Origin of the sequence: Psychromonas sp. SR45-3 (genome assembly GCF_014163575.1) — a bacterium.
Taxonomy (GTDB): domain Bacteria; phylum Pseudomonadota; class Gammaproteobacteria; order Enterobacterales; family Psychromonadaceae; genus Psychromonas; species Psychromonas arctica.
In genome coordinates, this window is the sequence record NZ_JACJDP010000030.1 from 1 (window position 1) to 20,966 (window position 20,966).

The 20,966-nt window shown below is 37.3% G+C and carries 18 protein-coding genes; 15 read left to right on the top strand and 3 right to left on the bottom strand.

The window, feature by feature from the left end; all coding sequences use genetic code 11:
- The 7 genes from H5084_RS14350 to H5084_RS14380 all read left to right on the top strand — a co-directional run.
- The coding region (locus tag H5084_RS14350; RefSeq protein WP_182691016.1) for an Ig-like domain-containing protein at positions 1 to 3,318 on the top strand (3,318 nt) is incomplete at its 5' end.
- Positions 3,319 to 3,524: 206 nt separating this feature from the next.
- Positions 3,525 to 5,732: a type I secretion system permease/ATPase gene (locus tag H5084_RS14355; protein WP_259396817.1), complete on the top strand. Its 2,208-nt coding sequence runs from the start codon at positions 3,525 to 3,527 to the stop codon at positions 5,730 to 5,732.
- Positions 5,729 to 7,102 (top strand): HlyD family type I secretion periplasmic adaptor subunit, encoded by a 1,374-nt coding sequence (locus H5084_RS14360; RefSeq protein WP_037071947.1) that lies wholly within the window; start codon positions 5,729 to 5,731, stop codon positions 7,100 to 7,102. Before H5084_RS14355 ends, H5084_RS14360 begins: the two co-directional genes overlap by 4 nt.
- A gap of 19 nt (positions 7,103 to 7,121) precedes the next feature.
- Positions 7,122 to 8,522 carry a TolC family outer membrane protein gene (locus H5084_RS14365; protein ID WP_028869518.1) on the top strand — a complete coding sequence of 467 codons (1,401 nt, stop codon included), beginning with the start codon at positions 7,122 to 7,124 and terminating at the stop codon, positions 8,520 to 8,522.
- On the top strand, positions 8,509 to 9,114 hold the full coding sequence (locus H5084_RS14370) for an OmpA family protein (protein WP_182691018.1): 606 nt from the start codon (positions 8,509 to 8,511) through the stop codon (positions 9,112 to 9,114). The genes H5084_RS14365 and H5084_RS14370 overlap by 14 nt, the downstream gene beginning before the upstream one ends.
- A gap of 11 nt (positions 9,115 to 9,125) precedes the next feature.
- Positions 9,126 to 9,818: a transglutaminase-like cysteine peptidase gene (locus tag H5084_RS14375; protein WP_028869520.1), complete on the top strand. Its 693-nt coding sequence runs from the start codon at positions 9,126 to 9,128 to the stop codon at positions 9,816 to 9,818.
- A gap of 7 nt (positions 9,819 to 9,825) precedes the next feature.
- The gene (locus H5084_RS14380; RefSeq protein WP_182691020.1) at positions 9,826 to 11,766 is read left to right on the top strand and encodes an EAL domain-containing protein; all 1,941 of its coding nucleotides are present in this window, start codon (positions 9,826 to 9,828) and stop codon (positions 11,764 to 11,766) included.
- Positions 11,767 to 12,233: 467 nt separating this feature from the next.
- Here the strand turns inward: H5084_RS14380 and H5084_RS14385 are convergent, their stop codons facing one another.
- Positions 12,234 to 12,362 (bottom strand): peptide-methionine (S)-S-oxide reductase, encoded by a 129-nt coding sequence (locus H5084_RS14385; protein ID WP_182691022.1) that lies wholly within the window; start codon positions 12,360 to 12,362, stop codon positions 12,234 to 12,236.
- A gap of 318 nt (positions 12,363 to 12,680) precedes the next feature.
- On the opposite strand from H5084_RS14385, the gene nrdR reads away from it, so the two are divergent.
- From nrdR to H5084_RS14425, 8 genes are all read left to right on the top strand, one after another.
- Entirely contained in the window at positions 12,681 to 13,136 is a 456-nt protein-coding gene (gene nrdR, locus H5084_RS14390) for a transcriptional regulator NrdR (protein ID WP_028869523.1), read from the top strand.
- A gap of 135 nt (positions 13,137 to 13,271) precedes the next feature.
- Positions 13,272 to 14,411 (top strand): bifunctional diaminohydroxyphosphoribosylaminopyrimidine deaminase/5-amino-6-(5-phosphoribosylamino)uracil reductase RibD, encoded by a 1,140-nt coding sequence (gene ribD / locus H5084_RS14395; RefSeq protein ID WP_182691024.1) that lies wholly within the window; start codon positions 13,272 to 13,274, stop codon positions 14,409 to 14,411.
- A gap of 1 nt (position 14,412) precedes the next feature.
- Positions 14,413 to 15,075, top strand: a complete 663-nt coding sequence (locus H5084_RS14400) for a riboflavin synthase (protein ID WP_182691026.1) — start codon at positions 14,413 to 14,415, stop codon at positions 15,073 to 15,075.
- A 23-nt stretch (positions 15,076 to 15,098) separates the two neighbouring features.
- Positions 15,099 to 16,205 (top strand): bifunctional 3,4-dihydroxy-2-butanone-4-phosphate synthase/GTP cyclohydrolase II, encoded by a 1,107-nt coding sequence (gene ribBA, locus H5084_RS14405; protein ID WP_182691028.1) that lies wholly within the window; start codon positions 15,099 to 15,101, stop codon positions 16,203 to 16,205.
- A 63-nt stretch (positions 16,206 to 16,268) separates the two neighbouring features.
- Positions 16,269 to 16,736: a 6,7-dimethyl-8-ribityllumazine synthase gene (gene ribE / locus H5084_RS14410; protein ID WP_028869527.1), complete on the top strand. Its 468-nt coding sequence runs from the start codon at positions 16,269 to 16,271 to the stop codon at positions 16,734 to 16,736.
- Positions 16,737 to 16,741: 5 nt separating this feature from the next.
- The gene (nusB, locus tag H5084_RS14415; protein ID WP_028869528.1) at positions 16,742 to 17,170 is read left to right on the top strand and encodes a transcription antitermination factor NusB; all 429 of its coding nucleotides are present in this window, start codon (positions 16,742 to 16,744) and stop codon (positions 17,168 to 17,170) included.
- Positions 17,171 to 17,528: 358 nt separating this feature from the next.
- Positions 17,529 to 18,248 carry a DUF445 family protein gene (locus tag H5084_RS14420; RefSeq protein WP_028869529.1) on the top strand — a complete coding sequence of 240 codons (720 nt, stop codon included), beginning with the start codon at positions 17,529 to 17,531 and terminating at the stop codon, positions 18,246 to 18,248.
- A gap of 162 nt (positions 18,249 to 18,410) precedes the next feature.
- On the top strand, positions 18,411 to 19,307 hold the full coding sequence (locus H5084_RS14425) for a DMT family transporter (protein WP_182691030.1): 897 nt from the start codon (positions 18,411 to 18,413) through the stop codon (positions 19,305 to 19,307).
- Positions 19,308 to 19,347: 40 nt separating this feature from the next.
- Here the strand turns inward: H5084_RS14425 and H5084_RS14430 are convergent, their stop codons facing one another.
- Positions 19,348 to 19,557 (bottom strand): DUF3565 domain-containing protein, encoded by a 210-nt coding sequence (locus H5084_RS14430; RefSeq protein WP_182691032.1) that lies wholly within the window; start codon positions 19,555 to 19,557, stop codon positions 19,348 to 19,350.
- A 398-nt stretch (positions 19,558 to 19,955) separates the two neighbouring features.
- Complete coding sequence (locus tag H5084_RS14435) at positions 19,956 to 20,930, bottom strand: substrate-binding domain-containing protein (RefSeq protein ID WP_182691034.1); 975 nt, start codon at positions 20,928 to 20,930, stop codon at positions 19,956 to 19,958.
- Positions 20,931 to 20,966 lie beyond the last annotated feature (36 nt).

The following is a 20,966-nucleotide window of genomic DNA, read 5'->3' on the forward strand; positions in this document are numbered from 1 at the left end:
TTTAACACCTCTGATGAAGATGGTAATGATGTCACGGTCACGGTGGATGACATCATCAACTACCAGGTCGTGGGCAATGAGGTTCTCTTAACAGCAGCGGGCGCGGCGCTGGTTAACAGCGGAGCCGCCTTACCTGAATTTACGTTAACACCGAACGACGGCACAATTAATGGTGAAACGGATTCGGCCACTCCGGTGGTGAATACGGTTAACGATGCGCCCACGGTTGAGATCACCTCCGTGATCAACGTGACCGAAGATGCCGCAGAAACCGTGGCAGGCTTGGTGGTCGCGACGTTTGAAACGAACGATGAAGACGGTGACACCGTAACGGTGGCGTTAAGCGACGCCGATAGTGAAAACTATGCCATTGTTGATGGCACGATCGTGTTAACCGCAGCGGGAGCTGACTTAGCCAACCGTGGTGAAGAGTTACCGGCATTTACGTTAACCCCGAGTGATCAGGATGTGAGCGGCGAGTCCGTCTCAGCAGATCCAAGTGTCATTTTAACTAATGACGATGAGACTGTAGTAAATAATGATAGCGCGGTAACCGATGAAGACATGTCTGTTGTGATAGATGTGTTAGCAAATGATACAGATAGCGATGTAGATGGAATCAAATCACCAATCGTTTCCGTTTCTGAGCCGAGTAATGGAACAGTTGTGTTCAACAATGATGGAGAAGTGATTTACACGCCGAATGCTAATTTTAATGGGACAGATAGCTTTACTTATACCAATGCTGAAGGGCAGGAAGGAACGGTTAATGTAACGATAACTCCACAAGATGATCCTACTATTATTCAAGTTGCAGGCTCTAATTCAGCTGAAGGGAGAGTTTTGGAAGATGGGGGAAGTCTTCAAAGCGCACAGGGGACTTTTATATTTAGCGATCCTGATTATTCAGAGTTAGATACATATCAACCAACTTCTGAATTCACGAGTTCTACTGGCGGAAGTAATGCTATAGGCAATTTCACTTTAACTCCTACTCCAACCGCTAGTAATCCTGGTCAATTTCAATGGGAATATGTTTTAAATAATGAAGCTGCACAATATTTAGATATAGGTCAAAATATTACTGAAATTTATACGGTTTCTATTAATGGGGTCACAACGGAAGTCCCAATAACAATATTTGGGGCTGAAGATCCAACTGAAATCATTGTAAATGCAGGTGCTGGAGATAGTGCCATTGGAGAGATCACTGAAGACAATGATATTAACGGTAAATTAACGACGTCGGGTAAATTAACCTTTAGTGACGTTGATACCATTGATAGTGAAAATTTTGACCCTCAGGTTAATCTTACTAATACAACTGGAACTGCTCAACTAGGTCTTTTAACCATTAATCCAGATGGTACTTGGAATTATGAAGTTGATAATACAAACAGCGAGATTCAAGCGTTAGATTCGAATGAAACAATCACTGAGACTCATACTGTTAATTTGAATGGTACAACACAGGATATTGTTATAACTATTAATGGGGTTGATGAACCTCTTTCTGTTAATGACAATGCCTTCAAAGTAGATGATTCGGGTATAATCATAAAAGGCCTTTCTGGTGAATACTGGGGCTATAACGAGCGTGCTGAAGGTGGACAGCTTAAAAATATTGCAACTGTTAATAATTATACCGCTGAGCAAGCTGCTGAGGTAACTTTTGTTTCTACTGAAATGAACTACCGCAAATTTAGCGGAGATTTAGCCGATGATGTTGATGCATCTGGCATACCGTCTCATTTAACTAACTTCTTAGGCAGTGATAGTTCATCTATAGTCGCTGTAGATGGTGGCTCAACAGAAGGGGCAAGTGCAGGTATCATAAAATTAAGTGGTAATTTAGATGTAGAAACTGCTGGCGTTTACCAGTTTACTGTAAGGCATGATGATGGTTTTCAAGTTATAGTCGATGGTAATGAGGCAATTGCTTTTGATGGAAATACTGGACCAAGAAATACCACTCAAGAGATTACATTAGCAGCTGGATTACACTCAGTGGATATTATTTACTGGGATCAAGGTGGTGATTATGTTCTTGAATTAGACTTAAGTCAGGTTATTAGTGGTAATGGAACCAACTCCATTTTTGGAGATAATATTTGGATTTCTGAAAATCTTTCTCATGCTATAGATGAGTCAAGTACGGAAATAAACACTTCAATTACACTGGATTTGTTATCAAATGATATCGGTGAAGGTATTACTATTCACTCAGTTGGGGCAGCTACGTATGGTTTGGTAGCCATTGAAAATGGCAATGTTATATATACACCTAACACTAATTATACTGGAGCAGATTCATTCACTTATACAATTATCGACGAAAATGGAATTGTTTCCAACGAAGCGACAGCTAATGTTAGTGTTGTGCATAATCAAGCTTCAGGTTTAATCGAAGGGTTAGTTTATGAAGCAGAAGCAGTTAGCGGGCAACCAGTTACAAGTGTTCAGGCTTCTTCAGTAGCCGTTGAGCCTGCAGATGACAACCAAACTCTTATCGGTGATTGGAAACAAAATACACTTATTGGCGGCAGTGGAGATGATCATATTTCTGGCCTAAGTAATCAAGATACACTACATGGTGAAGGTGGAGATGATTTCTTATTTGGTGGATCTGGGAGGGATCAACTTTTCGGTGGAACTGGCAACGATACCTTAGAGGGTAATGATGAAAATGATCAACTCAGCGGTGGAGCTGGTAATGATGAATTACTTGGTGGAACGGGTAATGATTTATTAGAAGGTGATACTGGTCATGACATTCTAAAAGGTGGTGACAACAATGACCAATTGTACGGAGGCGATGGAGACGATGTATTGTTCGGCGGAGACAATGGGCGTGATGAGCTTTATGGCGGAGCAGGTGGCGACCTCCTCATTGGTGGTACAGGCAATGATATATTAGCCGGTGGTGATGGTAATGATACGTTTGTTTGGACTGCTAGTGATACTTACGGCACTGATACGATAACAGACTTTAATATTAATGAAGATAAACTAGACCTAAGTGATCTGCTACAGGGGGAATCAGAAAATACCCTTGGAGATTATTTAGACTTCAGTTTTGACGGAAAAGATACAACAATTACAACATATAAAGAAGGTGGAGACTCTCCTACACAGAAAATTGTATTAGAAGATACACAATTGGAAGGTATTGATACTGGTGGTCTTGATTCTCTAGGTAACGTATCCGATACAGATAAAGAAATTGTTATTAATAATCTGTTAAACGATGGTGCTTTGATTATTGGAGACACGATTGTTGAAAATACATCCTCACCATTAGATGATGAAATTGTTTAAGTGGAATATGTATAATTAATTGTTTTTAAGTGATATTTTATTTAACGTTATCTTGTTTAAATTGTTATTAGGTTTTTTAATTAACTATTTAGATAACGTTTTTAAGGTCATGTTTTTAAATAGATAAATGCTTATAAAAACGTTAATATTCTTTCATACTATGCAAATATAAATAGTCATCATAATGCTCATAAAGGAGTGTTATTTTGACCATTTATAATAAAGGGTCAACATTGAAGCAAACAAAGCCTCAGTCAGGACAGTGGGAAATAAATAGCTCAACTCGTATTGGACACGATCCATTATTAGATTGCTTAGTTCTATTAAGTGAGCATTTTTCAACGCCCTGTTCAGCAGAATCATTAGCGGCAGGTTTACCGTTAACTCACCAACATCTTACTCCTGAGCTACTTCCTCAAGCAGCGAGCCGAGCTGGGTTGAGTGCAAAAATGGATCGTAGGAGTTTATCTGCTATTCCTGATATGTTGCTGCCTTGTATTTTGATGCTCAAAAATAAACAGGCCTGTATTTTACATGAAATTGATATCACCGCTGATAAAGCGCGTGTTTCATTTCCTGAAACGGGCGGCGAAGAACTGTTAACCATTGCAGCATTAGAAGCTGAATACGTAGGTTATCTCTTCTTAATTAAACAAAAATATCATGGCGATCGTCATTTTGATGTTCATATCCACGACACTAAAAAGCATTGGCTTTGGAATAGTATCCGTGAGTCTGCACCGATTTACCGAGATGTGATTGTTGCATCTATTTTAATTAATATATTTGCACTGTTGTCACCACTATTGGTGATGAATGTGTATGACAAAGTAGTGCCTAATCTTGCTTTTGAAACGTTATGGGTATTAGCCATCGGAGCAGGTGTCGCTTATATATTTGATCTTATATTAAAGCAAATTCGAGCCTACCTCATTGACGTAGCAGGTAAAAAAGTCGATGTAGAAATATCATCGAAACTGTTTGCTAAAGCAATTGGTATCCCTCTAGAAAAAAGATCTTCAAGTGTGGGTGGCATGGCTCGTCAACTGGGTGAGTTTGATAGTATTCGTGATTTTTTATCTTCAGCAACCATTACCGCATTAGTTGATTTACCTTTTTCTATTTTCTTTATCTTTATCATTTGGTTGGTTTCTGGAGACTTGGCTATTTTCGCAGTCATTGCGACTGTATTAATTATTAGTTATAGCCTGATTGTGCAAAGTAAATTAAAAGTAGCGATTGAAGAAAGTAATAAATTTTCAGGTCTACGACATGGTCATTTAGTAGAAAGTTTGTCTTCTATGGAGTCAATCAAAGCAAATGGTGCTGAAGGTATTATTCAACATACATGGCAACAAATGGTTGGCCATACTTCAAAGTGGCAATTAAAAGTAAAAGTGATTACTAATTCGGTGGCTAATGTATCAAGTTTCATTGTTCAAATTTCCGTCGTTGCGGTGATGGTATTAGGCGTTTATCGAGTATCTGAAGGTCTGATCTCTATGGGGGCAATTATTGCGGCGGTGATGTTGTCTAGCCGAGCGATCGGGCCGATGGCTAAAATTGCTTCGTTAATGACACGTTATAATCAAACGATGAGTTCTTTACGTCAAATCAATAGTGTTATGGAGCAAGAAGGGGAGTTTGAGAATAAAGGGCACTTAGTAAGCCGCAACAAGTTACAGGGGAATATTGAATGTGAGCAGGTATCATTCCATTATCCGAATAATGAAAAAACAGCCTTGTACCCTTTTTCTTTGCACATTAAGCCCGGTGAAAAAATTGCAATTATAGGCCGTAATGGTTCTGGTAAAACCACATTAGCTAAATTAATTTTAGGTCTTTATAAACCTGTCTTAGGTAGCATTCGCTACGATGGTTTACACCAAGGGCAAATTCATCCCAGTGATTTACGCAGCAATATAGGTTACTTGCCTCAAGATATAACCCTTTTCCATGGTTCTATTAAAGACAATATTCTGTTCGGTACTCGTCAAGTTACTGAGTATCAATTATTACGTGCTGCTCAATTATCGGGCGTGACACTATTTACGGATTTTGCTTCTGAAGGTTTGGATTTACAAGTTGGTGAAGGGGGGATAACGTTATCTAGAGGTCAGCGTCAGGCTGTTGCATTAGCACGGGCTATTTTGAATGATCCTCAAATTTTGTTACTTGATGAACCTACAGCAAGTTTAGATGCTCGTGCTGAAAAACAGTTCATTAGTTCAATGAAACAAACCATAAAAAATCGTAGCTTGCTGCTGATCACTCACAAGATGCATCTATTACAGTTGGTTGATCGGATTATTGTATTAGAGAATGGAAAAATAGTCGCGAATGATGCAAAAGATATTATTTTAGAGAAACTTGCTTCAGGTAACCTTAGCAGTACTGGAGGAGTTAAATCATGAAAATTTCCAAACATGATTTAGAAATGGCCGACGATGTTTATGGTGCGATGATAACTCAAACACCGACTGCACAGCGCTTAACTGTGTGGGCTTTAGCAGCTTTATTCGTGTGCTTTTTTGTGTGGGCTTATTATGCAAAATTAGATCGAGTGACTCGCGGGGAAGGTAAGGTTGTTCCTTCTTCACAAGTACAAATAATTCAAAGTTTAGATGGTGGTATTTTACAAGATTTATACGTAAAAGAAGGAATGTTAGTCACTAAAGGTCAGCCTTTAGCACGTATTGATGACACTAGATTCCGCTCAGATATGGCACAACAAACTCAAGAAGTTGATGCACTTAGAGCTGATATTATTCGTTTAAGATCGGAATTAAGCAGCATCTTGATAGCCAATGTAAAGGATTGGAAATTACAAATAAAAATAGAACAAAAAATATTACAGTTCCCTGAAGATCTTCAAACAACAGCGGCTACGCTAGTTGAACGGCAGCAAGATGAATATATTGGACGTTTAAACAGCTTAGAAAACCAAGTTGCAATCCAAGCCCAACAAATTAAACAACGTCAACAAGAAATTAAAGAAATAGAATCTAAGGTCAGTACATTAAGAAGTAGTTTACGATTAGCAAATAGAGAAATGCGTTTAACTCGGCCTTTAGCTGAAAAAAATATTGTACCTGAAGTCGAGTACTTAAAATTACAACGTACCGTTAATGATTTAAATGGTGAAATTAATTCATTACGAGCACAAATCCCAAGACAACAATCTGCCTTAGAAGAGTCTATCTTAAAAAGACGTGAACTAGTGTTTGCATTTCGTACAGATGCTCGAGCTCAATTAAATGAAAAACAAGGATTACTTTCTAGGATCACAGAAGCACAAGTAGGTGTAAAAGATAAAGTAACTAAGGCTCTGATCACTTCTCCCGTTGTTGGTACAGTAAAAACCTTGCATATCAATACACTAGGTGGTGTAGTTAAACCTGGCCAGGTACTCTTAGAAATAGTACCAACAGAAGATAAGTTACTAGTAGAAGCTAAAATAATTCCTAAAGATATTGCATTTATTCATGTTGGCTTACCTGCTCGCGTTAAAATTACAGCCTATGATTTTACCCGATACGGTGGTCTTGAAGGTGTTGTTGAACATATCAGTGCAGATACTACACAAGATGAAGAAGGCAATAGTTTTTATATTGTTAGGATCAGAACCAATGAATCAAGTATGAATCGTAAAGATAAGGACGATATGCCGATTATTCCCGGAATGCTAACAAGCGTCGACGTAATGGTAAGCAAACGTACTGTACTTGAATATATGTTAAACCCATTATTACGAGCAAAAGAGATGGCATTACGTGAATATTAAAAACGCTCATGGAGAGAGAATGAAACCATTAAAACGTAGAATAGCAAATAAAGCGGTATTAATCGCTTTTAGTTCTCTGGCATTGTCACCTTTGTCAGTACACAGTCAATCATTAGAGCAAGCAGTTGCTCATACTTTAGATACTCATCCTGAAATTAGAGCTGCGTTTACACGATTTAAAGCGGCAGAGAAACAAGTTGATCAAGCGGAAGCAGGTTATTTGCCGACTCTTGATCTAACTGGTGGGATTGGTTACGAGTATACCGATAGTCCAAGCACCAGAAATGACGCAAATGATGATCCAGAAAACTTAACTAGACGTGAATTGGGCTTGAGTTTAAAACAAAACTTGTTTACCGGTTTTCGTACCAGCAGTGAAGTAGAACGTACAAGTTATGCAACGAGTGCAGAACAATGGCGTTTGCATTCAATTGCTGAAGATATTGCATTAGAAATAGCTAAAGTCTACTTGGCGCTTATTCAGTCTGAAGAGTTGGTTTCTTTATCAGAAAAAAACTTACAGTCGCACGTTGAAATTTATGATCAAATTAAAGAGCGTACTGAATCTGGTTTTAGTAGTAAGGCCGATTTATCTCAGATTAATGGACGCTTAGCAAAAGCACAATCAAATTTGATTGCTGCTAAAAATAATTATTTAGACAGTAAAACCAAGTTCTATCGTCTCATTGATCAAACACCAGAAAATCTTGTTATTCCTTTTCCAGACCGCAGCATGTTACCAACTACTCGTGATGAAGGCCTCAAAATGGCGTTTAAAAATCATCCATCAGTATGGGCTGCAAGTAACGATATACAATCCGCTCATGCACAATACGATAGTGCTAAATCAACTTATTACCCTGAAGTTACATTTGAAATTGACGCTAATTTTAATGATAACGTTGATGGTGTTGATGGCAATTACACTAGCGGCGACGTGGGTGGTAATAATAATGATGTCACTGCGATGCTTCGTTTTAAATATAACTTGTTCTCAGGCGGTAAAGATCTCGCTTATACAAAAGAAACGGCATACAAAATTAATGAAGCTAAAGCGTTAAATATGACCGCGCATCGTGAAGTAAAAGAAGGTTTTATTTTATCTTGGGATGCATTTGAGCAATTAAATTTACAAAAGAAATACATCAAATTACATGTTATTGCTTCCAAAGACACACAGGCAGATTATAAAGAACAGTTTAAAATAGGCCAACGTAGTTTATTAGACTTATTAGATACCGAGAATGAATTATATCAAGCGAGACGTGACTTTTTAGAAGCCGAATTTTCTGAAATAACAGCACAATATCGTGTCTTACATTCAATGGGAAAATTATTAGACTCGTTGCGAGTGACTCGCCCTGCAACTTGGCAAGGAGAAGAGCAATTTGAAGGAGGTGTATACAATGAAAATAATTAGTCTATTTGCTGCCGCTATATTAGCGAGTGGCTGTTCATCTAATATTATTGAAATGACGCCTGAACCTACGGTACAAGTTTATGATTTATCGGATCTAGAAGGAGATGGCATAATATCTGCTCGAGATAAATGCCCTGCTACAGCACTCGGAGCTGAAATTAATAACGACGGATGTAGTACAGATAACCTTGAAAAAGTACGTATAAAATTGTTGGTAAATTTTGACAATGACTCTGCATTTGTTGATGGTAAATATTATGCAGAAATTAAAGCATTAGCAGATTTAATGAAAGAATATTCTTCGATTACAGTGATGATTGAAGGGCACACAAGTATTGTTGGTACTGAGCAATATAATAAGCAACTCTCTTTAAACCGTGCTGACGCAGTTAAACAAATATTAGTTAATCAATATGCCGTTGATGAAAATAGAATTGACACTATTGGCTTCGGATTTGAGCAGCTTCTTTTTGAAGGTAATGATGAATATGTGAATGCTCAAAATAGACGTATTGTTGCTGAAGTAGATGGTGCAGCAGATATAGTAGATATGAAATGGACTATCTATACCGTTGATCACCGTGAGCAATAATTACGAACTAAATGCATAGTAAACGTGCTTTATTAAAAAAAATATCCCTTATTGGCTTGTTTGTATATATGAGTAGTGCTTATCTATATGCAAGCATTCCAATAAATATTGATACCAAAAAATTGATCTCTGTATTGCAAAAAAACTATGGAGATCGTGCGGCAAAGCGTGGTTCTGCATGGTTAAAAGTCCTTAATAAGCAATATAAAAATGAACAACAAAAATTAATTAGTACTAACCGTTTTTTTAATCAACTGCAGTTTACAACAGATCAAAGATTGTGGGGTGAAAGTAATTATTGGGCAACACCTGTAGAGTTTATAGGGGCCAATGCGGGAGATTGTGAAGATTTTGCGTTAGCAAAGTATTTTAGTTTACTGGCTGTGGGTGTTGCAGACGATAAATTACGCATAGTGATGGTTAAATCCTTAACGCTTAACCAATACCATATGGTTGTGGCTTATTATAAACACCCAACAGCGGAACCACTAATTTTAGATAACATCGATGGACGTATAAAAAAAGCAAGTGAGCGACAAGATTTAATCCCTGTGTATAGCTTTAACGGTAAACAGTTATGGTTAAACAATGAAAAAAGACAAGGCCGCGTAGCAGGGAAACCCAGTAGACTCAAACGATGGAATGATTTAAATCATCGCATGGGACTTAATCAATTAAAGCAACCTGTTACATCAATGGAGTAACTTATTTATGACACTGTTTAATCAGATAAACTCATTATTACTAGGGCTGTTCTTACTAGTAGCAACGAGTTTGGCGTATTTTCAGTTTACCCAAACAAAAACATTTATGGATAGCCAAATAGCGTCGGACTTAAATAATACAACGAATGCGCTTACATTAATGTTGAAGCCGCACCTTGAAACAGGGGATGTTGCCTCTGCAGAAACTGTGATTAATGTTATTTTTGAAGGTGGATTTTATAAAAAAGTAAGCCTGACTTGGTTAGAAACAAGTAAAACACAAGTATGGGAAAACCCAATCAAAGTAGCCGGCGTACCACAGTGGTTTTTAGACTTACATTTATTTGAGTCACAAAGTACAGAGAGTGTTATTACTAATGGTTGGATCCAACTGGCAACATTAAATTTAGAAGCAAATCCAGCAATTGGTTACAGCCAATTATGGAAAGTAATGTGCGATACTTTAATCGCATTAGCTATTATATTTTTTGTCTCTTTAATTATTTTAAATCTTCGTTTAAAACGTATTCTTGCACCATTACATCGTGTCGCGGATCAAGCTAAACTGATTGCAAAACGAGAATTTCAGTCTAATTTAGCAATCCCGGAAACAACAGAGCTTAAAGAGGTTGTATTAGCTATTAATAGTATGTCTGGTCAATTACAAGCAGTGTTTTCACAGTTAGATAAAGAAGTGGTCTCTTTAAAGAAAGGAAAACTAACCGATACTGTTTCGCAATTACCAAATCGTTTATACCTTAATTCACAACTTGCAAGCTGGATCAAAGATCCTGGCTATGGTGGTTTATTAATCGCAAGGTTAGATTGGTTAGAAACGATTTACGATCAATTTGGGTATCAAGTTAGAGATAATACTATCCAAATTTTAGCCAAAGAAATGCAACAAACTTTACCTGCAGTATGTCCAAGCTTTATTGCTCGTATCTCCAATCGAGAGTTTGTATTTTTAGTCACTAAAGCATCGCAACCGCAACTGAACGTCTATTTACAAAAGGTATCTCGACTAATTAGTGAAGCAATGCAAAATGTAAATTATGATGGTGAGGGCCAATTTGCTATTGGTGGTGCGATTCGTACTGATGATATAACGGCTTCTGAATTATTAGCTAATGCAGATAATGCACTGCAACATGCTTTGAATGAATCAAAAGTGAGTCACTGGTACGAGAGTGTGGTTAAACAAGATATGACATTGACGCAATGGCATACTCATTTAAAAGAGGCAATTGCCAATAAGTCACTAAAATTTAAATGGCATCCTTCAATTTCATTTGCAAACGATAAAATTTTGCATCATGAAATTTACAGTATTATCACCATTGATAATAAACAGATCCGTGCCGCTAAATTTATGCCTTACATCGAGCAGTTAGAGTTAGGCAGTCAGTTCGATAAATCATTAATTGAAGCCATTGTAGAAAACCCAACCATGCAATCTAGCAATAAGAAAGTAGCCATTAACATTACTCATGACAGCGTGCTTGATTTGCAATTTCATAGTTGGTTGAAAGGGTTTTTGAAAGCACAACCTGATCAAAACCGCTTTTATTTTGAGATCCAAGAAGATGCTATTTTAAATCACCCTGAACAAAGTATTCATTTTGCTAACCTAATTAAAGAAGTGGGGGCTCAACTTGGCATTGATCATTATGGAAGAGAGATGGCGTCATTATCTTACTTACAAAATATCAAACCAAATTATGTAAAACTAGACCAATCTCTATCTTGTGATTTGAGCAATGAAATGGATGTTGGCGAGTTGACACAGCGACTTGTATTAACGCGAGCAGTAATTAACACTGCGCTCGGTTCAGGTGTGGATGTGATCATTACAGGAGTTGAAGATTACGAACAGCTAGATAGAGTCAGTGAATTACAAGCAACGGGTTATCAAGGATTCATTATTGCACCCAGTGATGTTAATTAACACCTAATCAACAGTTCTTTTCAAAATAAGAAAGCAAAAAAGGGTTAAATAGCGAGTAAACTATTTAACCCTTTTTTCTTGATAAAGTTAAATATATCAGACGTTTATGTCAACATTGTTAATGTGTTTAGTCAAATTTAATGCAGAAAAATACATCAATTCAACGCAAAAATTGGGTCAAATGATTATTTTCTTTGCAAAATTTCTAACACTGAAGGGATGCATTTTAACCAGCTAGATTGATCAGCTATTAGCTGAATTAATGGTATTAGTGGCGTTGGTTATGTGATTGTTTTTTGATTCCGCATGTTGCGCTTTAAATTTTGGAAACTTAGGTGCAACCACCACAATACAATAACCTTGCTCAGGATTTTTAAATAATATCTTTGATGATAATCCTATGCCGCATAAAAATATCAAGAGGTTCAACACTTGTTAATCTATCTTTATTAAATATCTGTTGTTGATTAATATGCGGTTTCTTTTCGGCCTCCGGTATGTCCTGAAATAGTACTTGTAACACCTTTTACTTGGTTAAAAGCTGTTTCAAGATACCTGAAACATCCCCCTCCGATGATCATATTTTTTTGTGTCATTGTGCTTCCTTATTGTTTGATAACTAAACGATGTAAATTATAGAGCTCGTTAACATTCGTATGAATAACTCATATAGAGTACAGTCTAAATGAACAATTTATGAGTACCTGCCATCATGTTGATCTCTGTCAGAACATATAGATATCACTTTTTAAGATAAAATAGTCTCTATAAACTGCCATCGTAGAGCATAAATATGTTAACTTAAGCACCTATTTAAAGCCTTAATGTGAGCGCTTGCTTAATGCACTCATCTTTACAGAGATCGAAATACGTTAAGTTATCATTTCGTCGTTTATTGAACAGAGAAAAACACTATGTTTTGTCCTTTTTGTAATGCCCAAGATACAAAAGTTATTGATTCACGTCTTGTTTCTGAAGGCTCTCAAGTTCGTCGCCGCCGTTTATGTAATGAGTGTAATGAACGATTCACTACCTTTGAATTAGCAGAACTTATCATGCCGCGTTTAATTAAATCAGATGGTAGTCGTGAACCCTTTAATGAAGAAAAACTGCTTGTAGGCATTAATATCGCACTAGAAAAACGCCCGGTTAGTATTGAAGCGGTAGAAAGTGCGGTGAATAAATTAAAATCAACATTGCGTGCAACTGGCGAGCGCGAAATCCCTTCCAAAATGGTGGGTGAATTGGTGATGGATTTACTTAAAAGCTTAGATAAAGTTGCTTACATTCGTTTTGCTTCTGTATATCGCGCTTTTGAAGACGTTAAAGAATTTGGTGAAGAGATTGCTAAATTAGATACCAATAAATGAATATAATAAATAGAAGCCTTAAATAAAATATAAATATTGCCAATAAAGTTTAAGGTTATTGACTGTTTATCGATCATACTGCACGTTAAATGTTTCAATGAATTAATTATTTAAATCAATAAAAGTACTAATAAAATGCTATTTACAGAGCTTGATGAAAAATACATGCAACGTGCCATCGTACTTGCTGAACGAGGCCGATTTACTACTTCTCCTAACCCAAATGTAGGGTGTGTAATTGTTAAGGAAGGCAATATTGTTGGTGAGGGCTTCCATCTTAAAGCGGGGGCTGGTCATGCAGAGGTGAATGCGCTAGCGATTGCCAAACAGCAATCTATTGGTGCTACATGTTATGTCACTCTGGAGCCTTGTTCGCATTTTGGTAGAACGCCTCCGTGCGCTTTAGCATTAGTTAAAGCGGGCGTTAAACGTGTTGTAGTCGCAATGGTTGATCCAAACCCTAAAGTGACAGGGCGAGGTATTACCTTATTACAAGAAGCGGGGATTAAAGTTGATGTGGGGTTGTTAACCAAACAAGCTGAGCAGTTAAATTTAGGTTTCATTACTCGAATGAAATATAAGCGCCCAAGAATAACGGTAAAAATGGCGTCAAGTTTAGACGGTAAAACGGCATTAAAAAATGGCCTTAGTCAATGGATAACAGGCCCAGACGCAAGAGTAGATGTCCAATATTATCGCGCACAGCAAAGCGCTATTTTAACAGGTATAAATACGGTGCTAGCCGATGACCCTAGTTTAAATGTGCGTTATAAAGAACTTTTAGCTAGCCCTGCTTTTGATAGTGAATTAGTGAGTGAAGCTAATCTGCGCCAACCAATACGTGTTATTTTAGATTCTAATAACCAATGTACATTACAAGAAAAATTATTTGATTTACCCGGTAAAGTTTTATTAGTGTCGTTACAAGCTCGAGATACAAGTGCATTCAAAAATTGTGTCGCGCAAGTCGATCAAATTATTTGTAGCGCAGACAATCATCAGCGTATCGACCTTAATGCGTTAATGATTTTGCTGAACGAATATGAAATTAACGACCTATGGGTGGAAGCTGGTGCAACTTTAGCTGGCGAATTGTTCAAAAATGAGTTGGTTGATGAATTTATTCTCTATCAAGCGACAAAATTAATGGGCGATCAAAGCAGAAACTTAGTAAACTTACCTAACTTTTCCACGATGAACGAAATTATTACCCTCAAATTACACTCTGTGATGCAGATAGGTAATGATATTCGTCTGATTAACCATCGAGAATAATATGTTTACAGGCATTATTGCAGCAGTGGGCAAAATCACTGCAATTAAAAATAATGAAAAAGATATGACCATCACAGTGCATGCTGGCGAGTTAGAGATGAACGATGTCAAACTCGGTGATAGTATTTCCAATAATGGTGTTTGTTTAACCGTAACACGTTTAGGTGAAAACTCATTTGATGCGGATGTCTCACATGAAACTATTCGATTAAGTGGCTTTGCAAATATTCAACCCGGATTTATGGTCAACCTCGAAAAAGCGATGCAAATGAATGACCGTTTTGGTGGTCATATTGTTAGCGGCCATGTTGATGGGGTTGGCGAAATAACGTCTATTTCTCCATTAGGTAATGCCGTTGAATATTGGATCAAAGCACCCGATGATTTAGCTAAATATATTGCTAAAAAAGGGTCGATTACCGTTGATGGGATCAGTCTTACAACGAATGATGTCGATGGCGCTAGTTTTAAATTAACCATCATTCCTCATACTATCAGTCAAACCACGATGCAACATTATGTTGTTGGTAGTCGTGTTAATTTAGAAGTGGATGTGATCGCTCGTTATCTAGAGCGTTTGGTATTAGGTAAACATGCCGCTGACACAAATAAAAAACAACAGTCGACAATGGATCTGCTAGCAAAAAGCGGTTTCATGGGGTAATTCACAAGGTTTAAGGAATAAAAATGAAGTTAAATACTACAGCAGAAATCATTGAAGATATTCGCTTAGGAAAAATGGTTATTTTAATGGATGACGAAGACCGTGAGAATGAAGGTGATTTGATCATGGCTGCGGACTTAGTAACGCCAGAAGCAATTAACTTCATGGCAAAGTATGGTCGAGGCTTGATTTGCTTAACACTGACAGAAGCTCGCTGTGAAAAATTAAAGTTACCATTAATGGTAGAAGATAATACGGCAGCATTTTCAACTAACTTTACTGTTTCCATTGAAGCTGCAGAGGGTGTTACAACGGGTATTTCAGCTGCAGATCGTGCAGTGACTGTATTAGCCGCGATTGGTAAAGATGCAAAACCGACAGATATCGTAATGCCAGGTCATATTTTTCCACTTAAAGCACAAGAAGGTGGTGTTCTAACTCGTGCGGGTCATACTGAAGCCGGTTGTGATTTAGCGCGTCTTGCTGGTCGTGAACCTGCTGGCGTTATTGTTGAAATCTTAAATGAAGATGGCAGCATGGCGCGTCGTGCTGACTTGGAAGTGTTTGCTAAGCAACATAATATTAAGCTAGGCACAGTTGCTGATTTAATTGAATACCGTAACAACAATGAAACCACGATTGAACGTGTTAGTGAGTGCAAGTTACCGACTGAGTTTGGTGAATTTGATTTAGTCGCTTATCAAGATACTATCGACAAACAAGTGCATTTTGCGCTGGTTAATGGTGAAGTAAAAAGCGATGCAATCACTAATGTGCGTGTTCATTTACAAAATACATTTGCTGATAACTTTTTTTCTGATCGTTTAAGTCCGCGCACTTGGCCACTGCATAGTGCTTTGGCACGTTTAGCCAAAGATGGCGGTGTATTAGTTATGTTAGGACACCAAGAAACGGCAGAATCATTGGTCGAACAAATCAAAAATATTCAGCAAGAAGATGCCGGTGAACGTATTGCTGCTAAAGCACAAGGTGCAAGCCGTCGTGTCGGTGTTGGTTCGCAAATTTTGCGTGATTTAGGCGTACAAAAAATGGCATTGTTTAGTTCACAGAAAAAGTACCATGCATTATCTGGTTTTGGGCTAGAAGTGGTTGAATACATCACCGAATAAACAGTGTCAGTATAGAAATAAACTGTGTTAGAATGCACAAAAATTTTGTAATAAGGGTAGAAAATGAAAATAATTGAAGGTGGCTTAGCCGCTCCACAAGCTAAAATTGCAATCGTAATCTCTCGCTTTAACAGCTTTATTAATGAGCAGTTACTTGCTGGTGCAGTTGATACCCTTAAACGTACAGGTCAAGTTGCTGATGAAAATATCACGGTGATTCGAGTACCGGGTGCTGTTGAGCTGCCATTAGTAGCTAAACGTGCAGCTACATCTAAAAAGTTTGATGCTATTGTTGCATTGGGTTGTGTTATCCGTGGTGGTACACCGCACTTTGAATTAGTGGTTAACGAATGTAATAAAGGCTTAGCAAGTGTATCGTTAGATAACGATATCCCTGTTGCATTTGGCGTTTTATCAACGGACTCAATTGATCAAGCAATTGAACGTGCTGGAACTAAAATGGGTAACAAAGGTAGTGAAGCTGCTTTAAGCGCATTAGAAATGGTTAACGTGATGGCGGAATTAGGATAATGAAAATGAAACCTGCTGAACGTCGTCGTGCTCGTCAGTTTGCTGTGCAAGCTATTTATCAATGGCAAATCACGCAAACAGGTGTGTCACAAATTATTGAACAATTCTCTGTTGACCAAGATATGTCAAAAGCTGACGTTCCTTACTTTAAAGAATTGTTAATCGGTGTAGTGCAGAGAGTTGAGTCATTAGATGAAAAACTTTCTCCGTACCTATCTCGTAAAATTGACGATGTTGATATGGTTGATATTGCCGTATTACGTTTAGCGATGTTTGAGTTAACTTACCGCACTGATGTACCGCCTAAAGTGGTACTAAATGAAGCGATTGAATTAGCAAAAGATTTTGCAACCGATGAGTCATATAAATTTGTTAACGGTGTGTTAGATAAAGCACTTCGTAGCTTAAAGTTACGTGAAGAAATCTCAAAATAATTACAGTTATTATGTGTAATGAGAATAAAATCCAGTTATTTATAACTGGATTTTTTTTCGATAAAAAATGGATAATTACCTTATTGCTTAAAAGAATGCCGGTTTAAATTAATCTTTAATCGATTTAATCGTGATAAAAGCAAATACAAAAACCTTAAAAATATCAATCATAAAAATAACTAATACCAATCTGGATAAATAAGTGGTCTTTAGACGTTAGGGGAAAAGGATGATAGCAAGGCGTTGATTGTAGTAACTAGTTGTTCTCATTACAGAATCAACAACGAAGCTAGGATTCATTTTAACAAGCATAAATGACTAGATGATTACTTAGATTGGTATAAAACAAGGAGTAAAGATGAACAAGAGTTTAGCCACTAACCTGATTGCAGCCTTAATCTTAGGCTTAGGGTTTGTAATGGGTGACACTGAAATTGCAGCTATATTAATTATGGTCGGACTGTTTGCACTATCGGGGGCCTTAACCAACTGGCTTGCTGTATTTATGTTGTTTGAAAAAGTCCCATTCCTATATGGCTCAGGTGTTGTGCCCGCTCACTTTGAAGAATTTAAGTCAGGTATTAGAAATTTAATGATGACGCAATTCTTTACTGCAGAAAATGTGGATCGTTTTTTATCTGCTGGTAGTTTTTCACCTGCACAATTAAATCTACAACCCGTGATCGAAAAAGTTGATTTAAATCCGACCTATGATGGTTTAATAAAAGTGATTATGAACTCCTCATTTGGTGCTATGTTAGATATGTTTGGTGGTGAAGACGCACTCACTCCACTCAGAGAACCTTTTATTAAACACATGAAAACATCCATTATTGATCTCACAAAAGATGATGCATTTATTGAGTTATTAAAAAGTGAAATTGAACAACCGGATATGATGCAGGATATTTTAGCTAAAATAGAAAAAATAATAGAACAGCGCCTAAATGAGCTGACACCACAATTAGTGAAAGAGATCATTCAAGCTATGATCAAAAAACACTTAGGTTGGTTAGTTGTGTGGGGTGGTGTATTCGGTGGTTTGATTGGTTTAGTGAGTGCACTTATCGTTGCTTAAAGCTGAGTGTTTGAGATTATTAAACGGCGTAAGTTAGCCATTAATCGTTAAATTAATTTAATCAATGAAATAGTATGAGTTAATCCAAAACGATTACAAAACTACTCTTAAAGCCTGTTTTACGCAGGCTTTATTTTTATATTGCATGGGAATAAGCTTGTTATGTTTAATAATACTTTTGTTTTAACCACGTTAGCATTATTAGCCTTTGCTGCTAATTCCGTTTTTTGTCGATTAGCACTAGGTGATAACCAAATCGATGCAGGTAGCTTTACTGTGATCCGATTGTTTTCTGGTTGTATTTTCTTAGCTATTTTTCTTGCTGTTAAGCATTTTTTTATTGATTTAAAAAAAGTGCCAGAGAAGGGAACTGCTACTAAAAAAAGTAAAGGTAGTTGGATCAATGCTATTTGGTTGTTTGTTTATGCCCTAACATTTTCATACGCCTATATTCAGTTAGATACCGCAACAGGGGCCTTAGTACTATTTGCTACAGTACAAGTTACCATGTTAGTAACGCGCCTATTTAAAGGGCATCTACTAAGTCGAGCGGAGTTATTGGGGTTAATGCTAGCTGTTGCTGGTTTTATTTATTTATTAGCACCACAAATGTCCAGCCCTTCTTTAATTGCATTTGTATTGATGTGTATATCAGGTATAAGTTGGGCCTTCTATACGTTAGCGGGTAAAAAAAGTACTGATCCCAGTGCTGATACCATTTTTAACTTTTTCCGTACTTTACCGTTTCTATTCATTTTTGCACTTGTTAATATTGAGACTACCCAGTTAACCATGGATGGTGTGTTATACGCCATTTTATCTGGTGTATTTGCTTCTGCATTAGGTTACTTATTGTGGTATCAAGCATTAACAACATTGCGTCATAACGTTGCAGCCGTTGTGCAATTACTAGTCCCTGTATTAGCCGCTGTTGCAGGCTTTATCTTCCTCGGTGAATCCGTGTCATTAGTGTTTGTTATATCAAGCATGATGATTTTGAGCGGCATTCTTTTAGTGATTAAAAATCCATCATTAAAAGCTTCTGTAGCGCTGAAATAACTGAGCATGTAAGGTAATCACTCTGTTTTAGTGAATGCGTTTATTCACGTTGATCTTTTTCAGCGCCATTGTCACATTTGACACAATTTAATTGGTGCCCGATCATCGATTTTCGGCCCTGTGTGGTGGTTACCCATAATCGAACCGTCCAGGGAGGATTATGCCTTACATGTTGAAAATGGCCACAGACTAACTGTGCAACCCAATGATCTTCATCGTCCTTATGATAACCCGTAATTTTTTGTTTCATGAAGCCAAGCCCATTTATTATATACAGCAGAAATTTTAACATAGCAGGGACTATTTTTATTATGTCATACATGTTTTCTATTGCTTAACTTTTAGGGCTTTTCTTACATTGGATTAGCGATATACAAGTTTGCTTAACCAAAATTTAATTATGCCAAGAACTAGCTACGCCAAGACCCAGTTATGCTAAAATCTAGTTACTTCAAAACTCAACAACGTCAAAACCTAGTTACGTCATAAATACTCGCTATCCCAAAAGTGCATATATCAGGGGTATATGTTTACATTTGTTGATACAAAAATGCCCCTTTCAATTCAAGTTGAATAGAAGGGGGCATCAGAGCTTAAGTAAATAATTTTTACTTAAGCTCGGTATATTTTACTTTTAGATCGGGTAGATTAATAAGCGGACTCTGGCGTATAAAATGCTTCTACGTTATGTTTATCAACGAGTTCAGCTGCAAGGATCACTCGAGATGGAGACGTATGATACATTTTCCCTACTTTTTCATTTTTCAAACCAGCTACCGCTAATGCAATACCTGAAGCAACCATGCTTGGAGGGTAAGTAACTGATGCACGAACAACAGGGTTATTGTCTTTAATCATTTTGTAGATATCTTTTGAACCAGCGCCACCTAATACTGTTTTGATATCAGTACGACCAGATTCTTTAATAGCTTGTAATACACCTTTTAACATATCGTCATCTTGACACCATACTGCATCAATTTTAGGATGTTTTTGTAGAAAATTTTCCATTACTGCTAATGCTTTTTGAGTTGACCAATCAGCTGTTTGGCTATCAAGTATTTTAATACCTTTGTGCTTAGCAATTTCTGCATCGAATGCATCTACACGTTGCTTGTTAATCGGAATAGGCATACCTTCAATCACCACAATGTTACCTTTTTCTTTTAACTCTTTAGCTAACCATTTACCACTCACTGTGCCTAGGCCTGCATTATCACCTGCAATAAATACATTTTGGCTCGGTGTTTCTAGTTCTCGGTCAACTACCACAGTATAGATATCACTGTCATAAGCTTCATTAATGACTGTTTGTAATGTTGCAGGGTTATGCGGCAATATAACTAAAGCATCAATACCGCGGATCATTAAATCTTCAACATCACCCACTTGTTTTGAACCAGAGCTTGCCGCAACGACATAGAATTCGACATCATCATCTGACTTTTTAAAGTCTGCAACCGCTTTATTTGCCCACCATAGTAGTCCTGCCGTCCATCCATGATCTGCTGATGGAACAGAAACACCTACCTTATATTTAGCTGCAATTGCTGATTGACTGGCAAAAGTGGTTAATAGAATGGCACCTAATGCTAATTTGCCCATTTTTTTAAATAAGTTCATTGTTAGCTCTCCTTGGTTTGTAGTATGTTGCTTTTT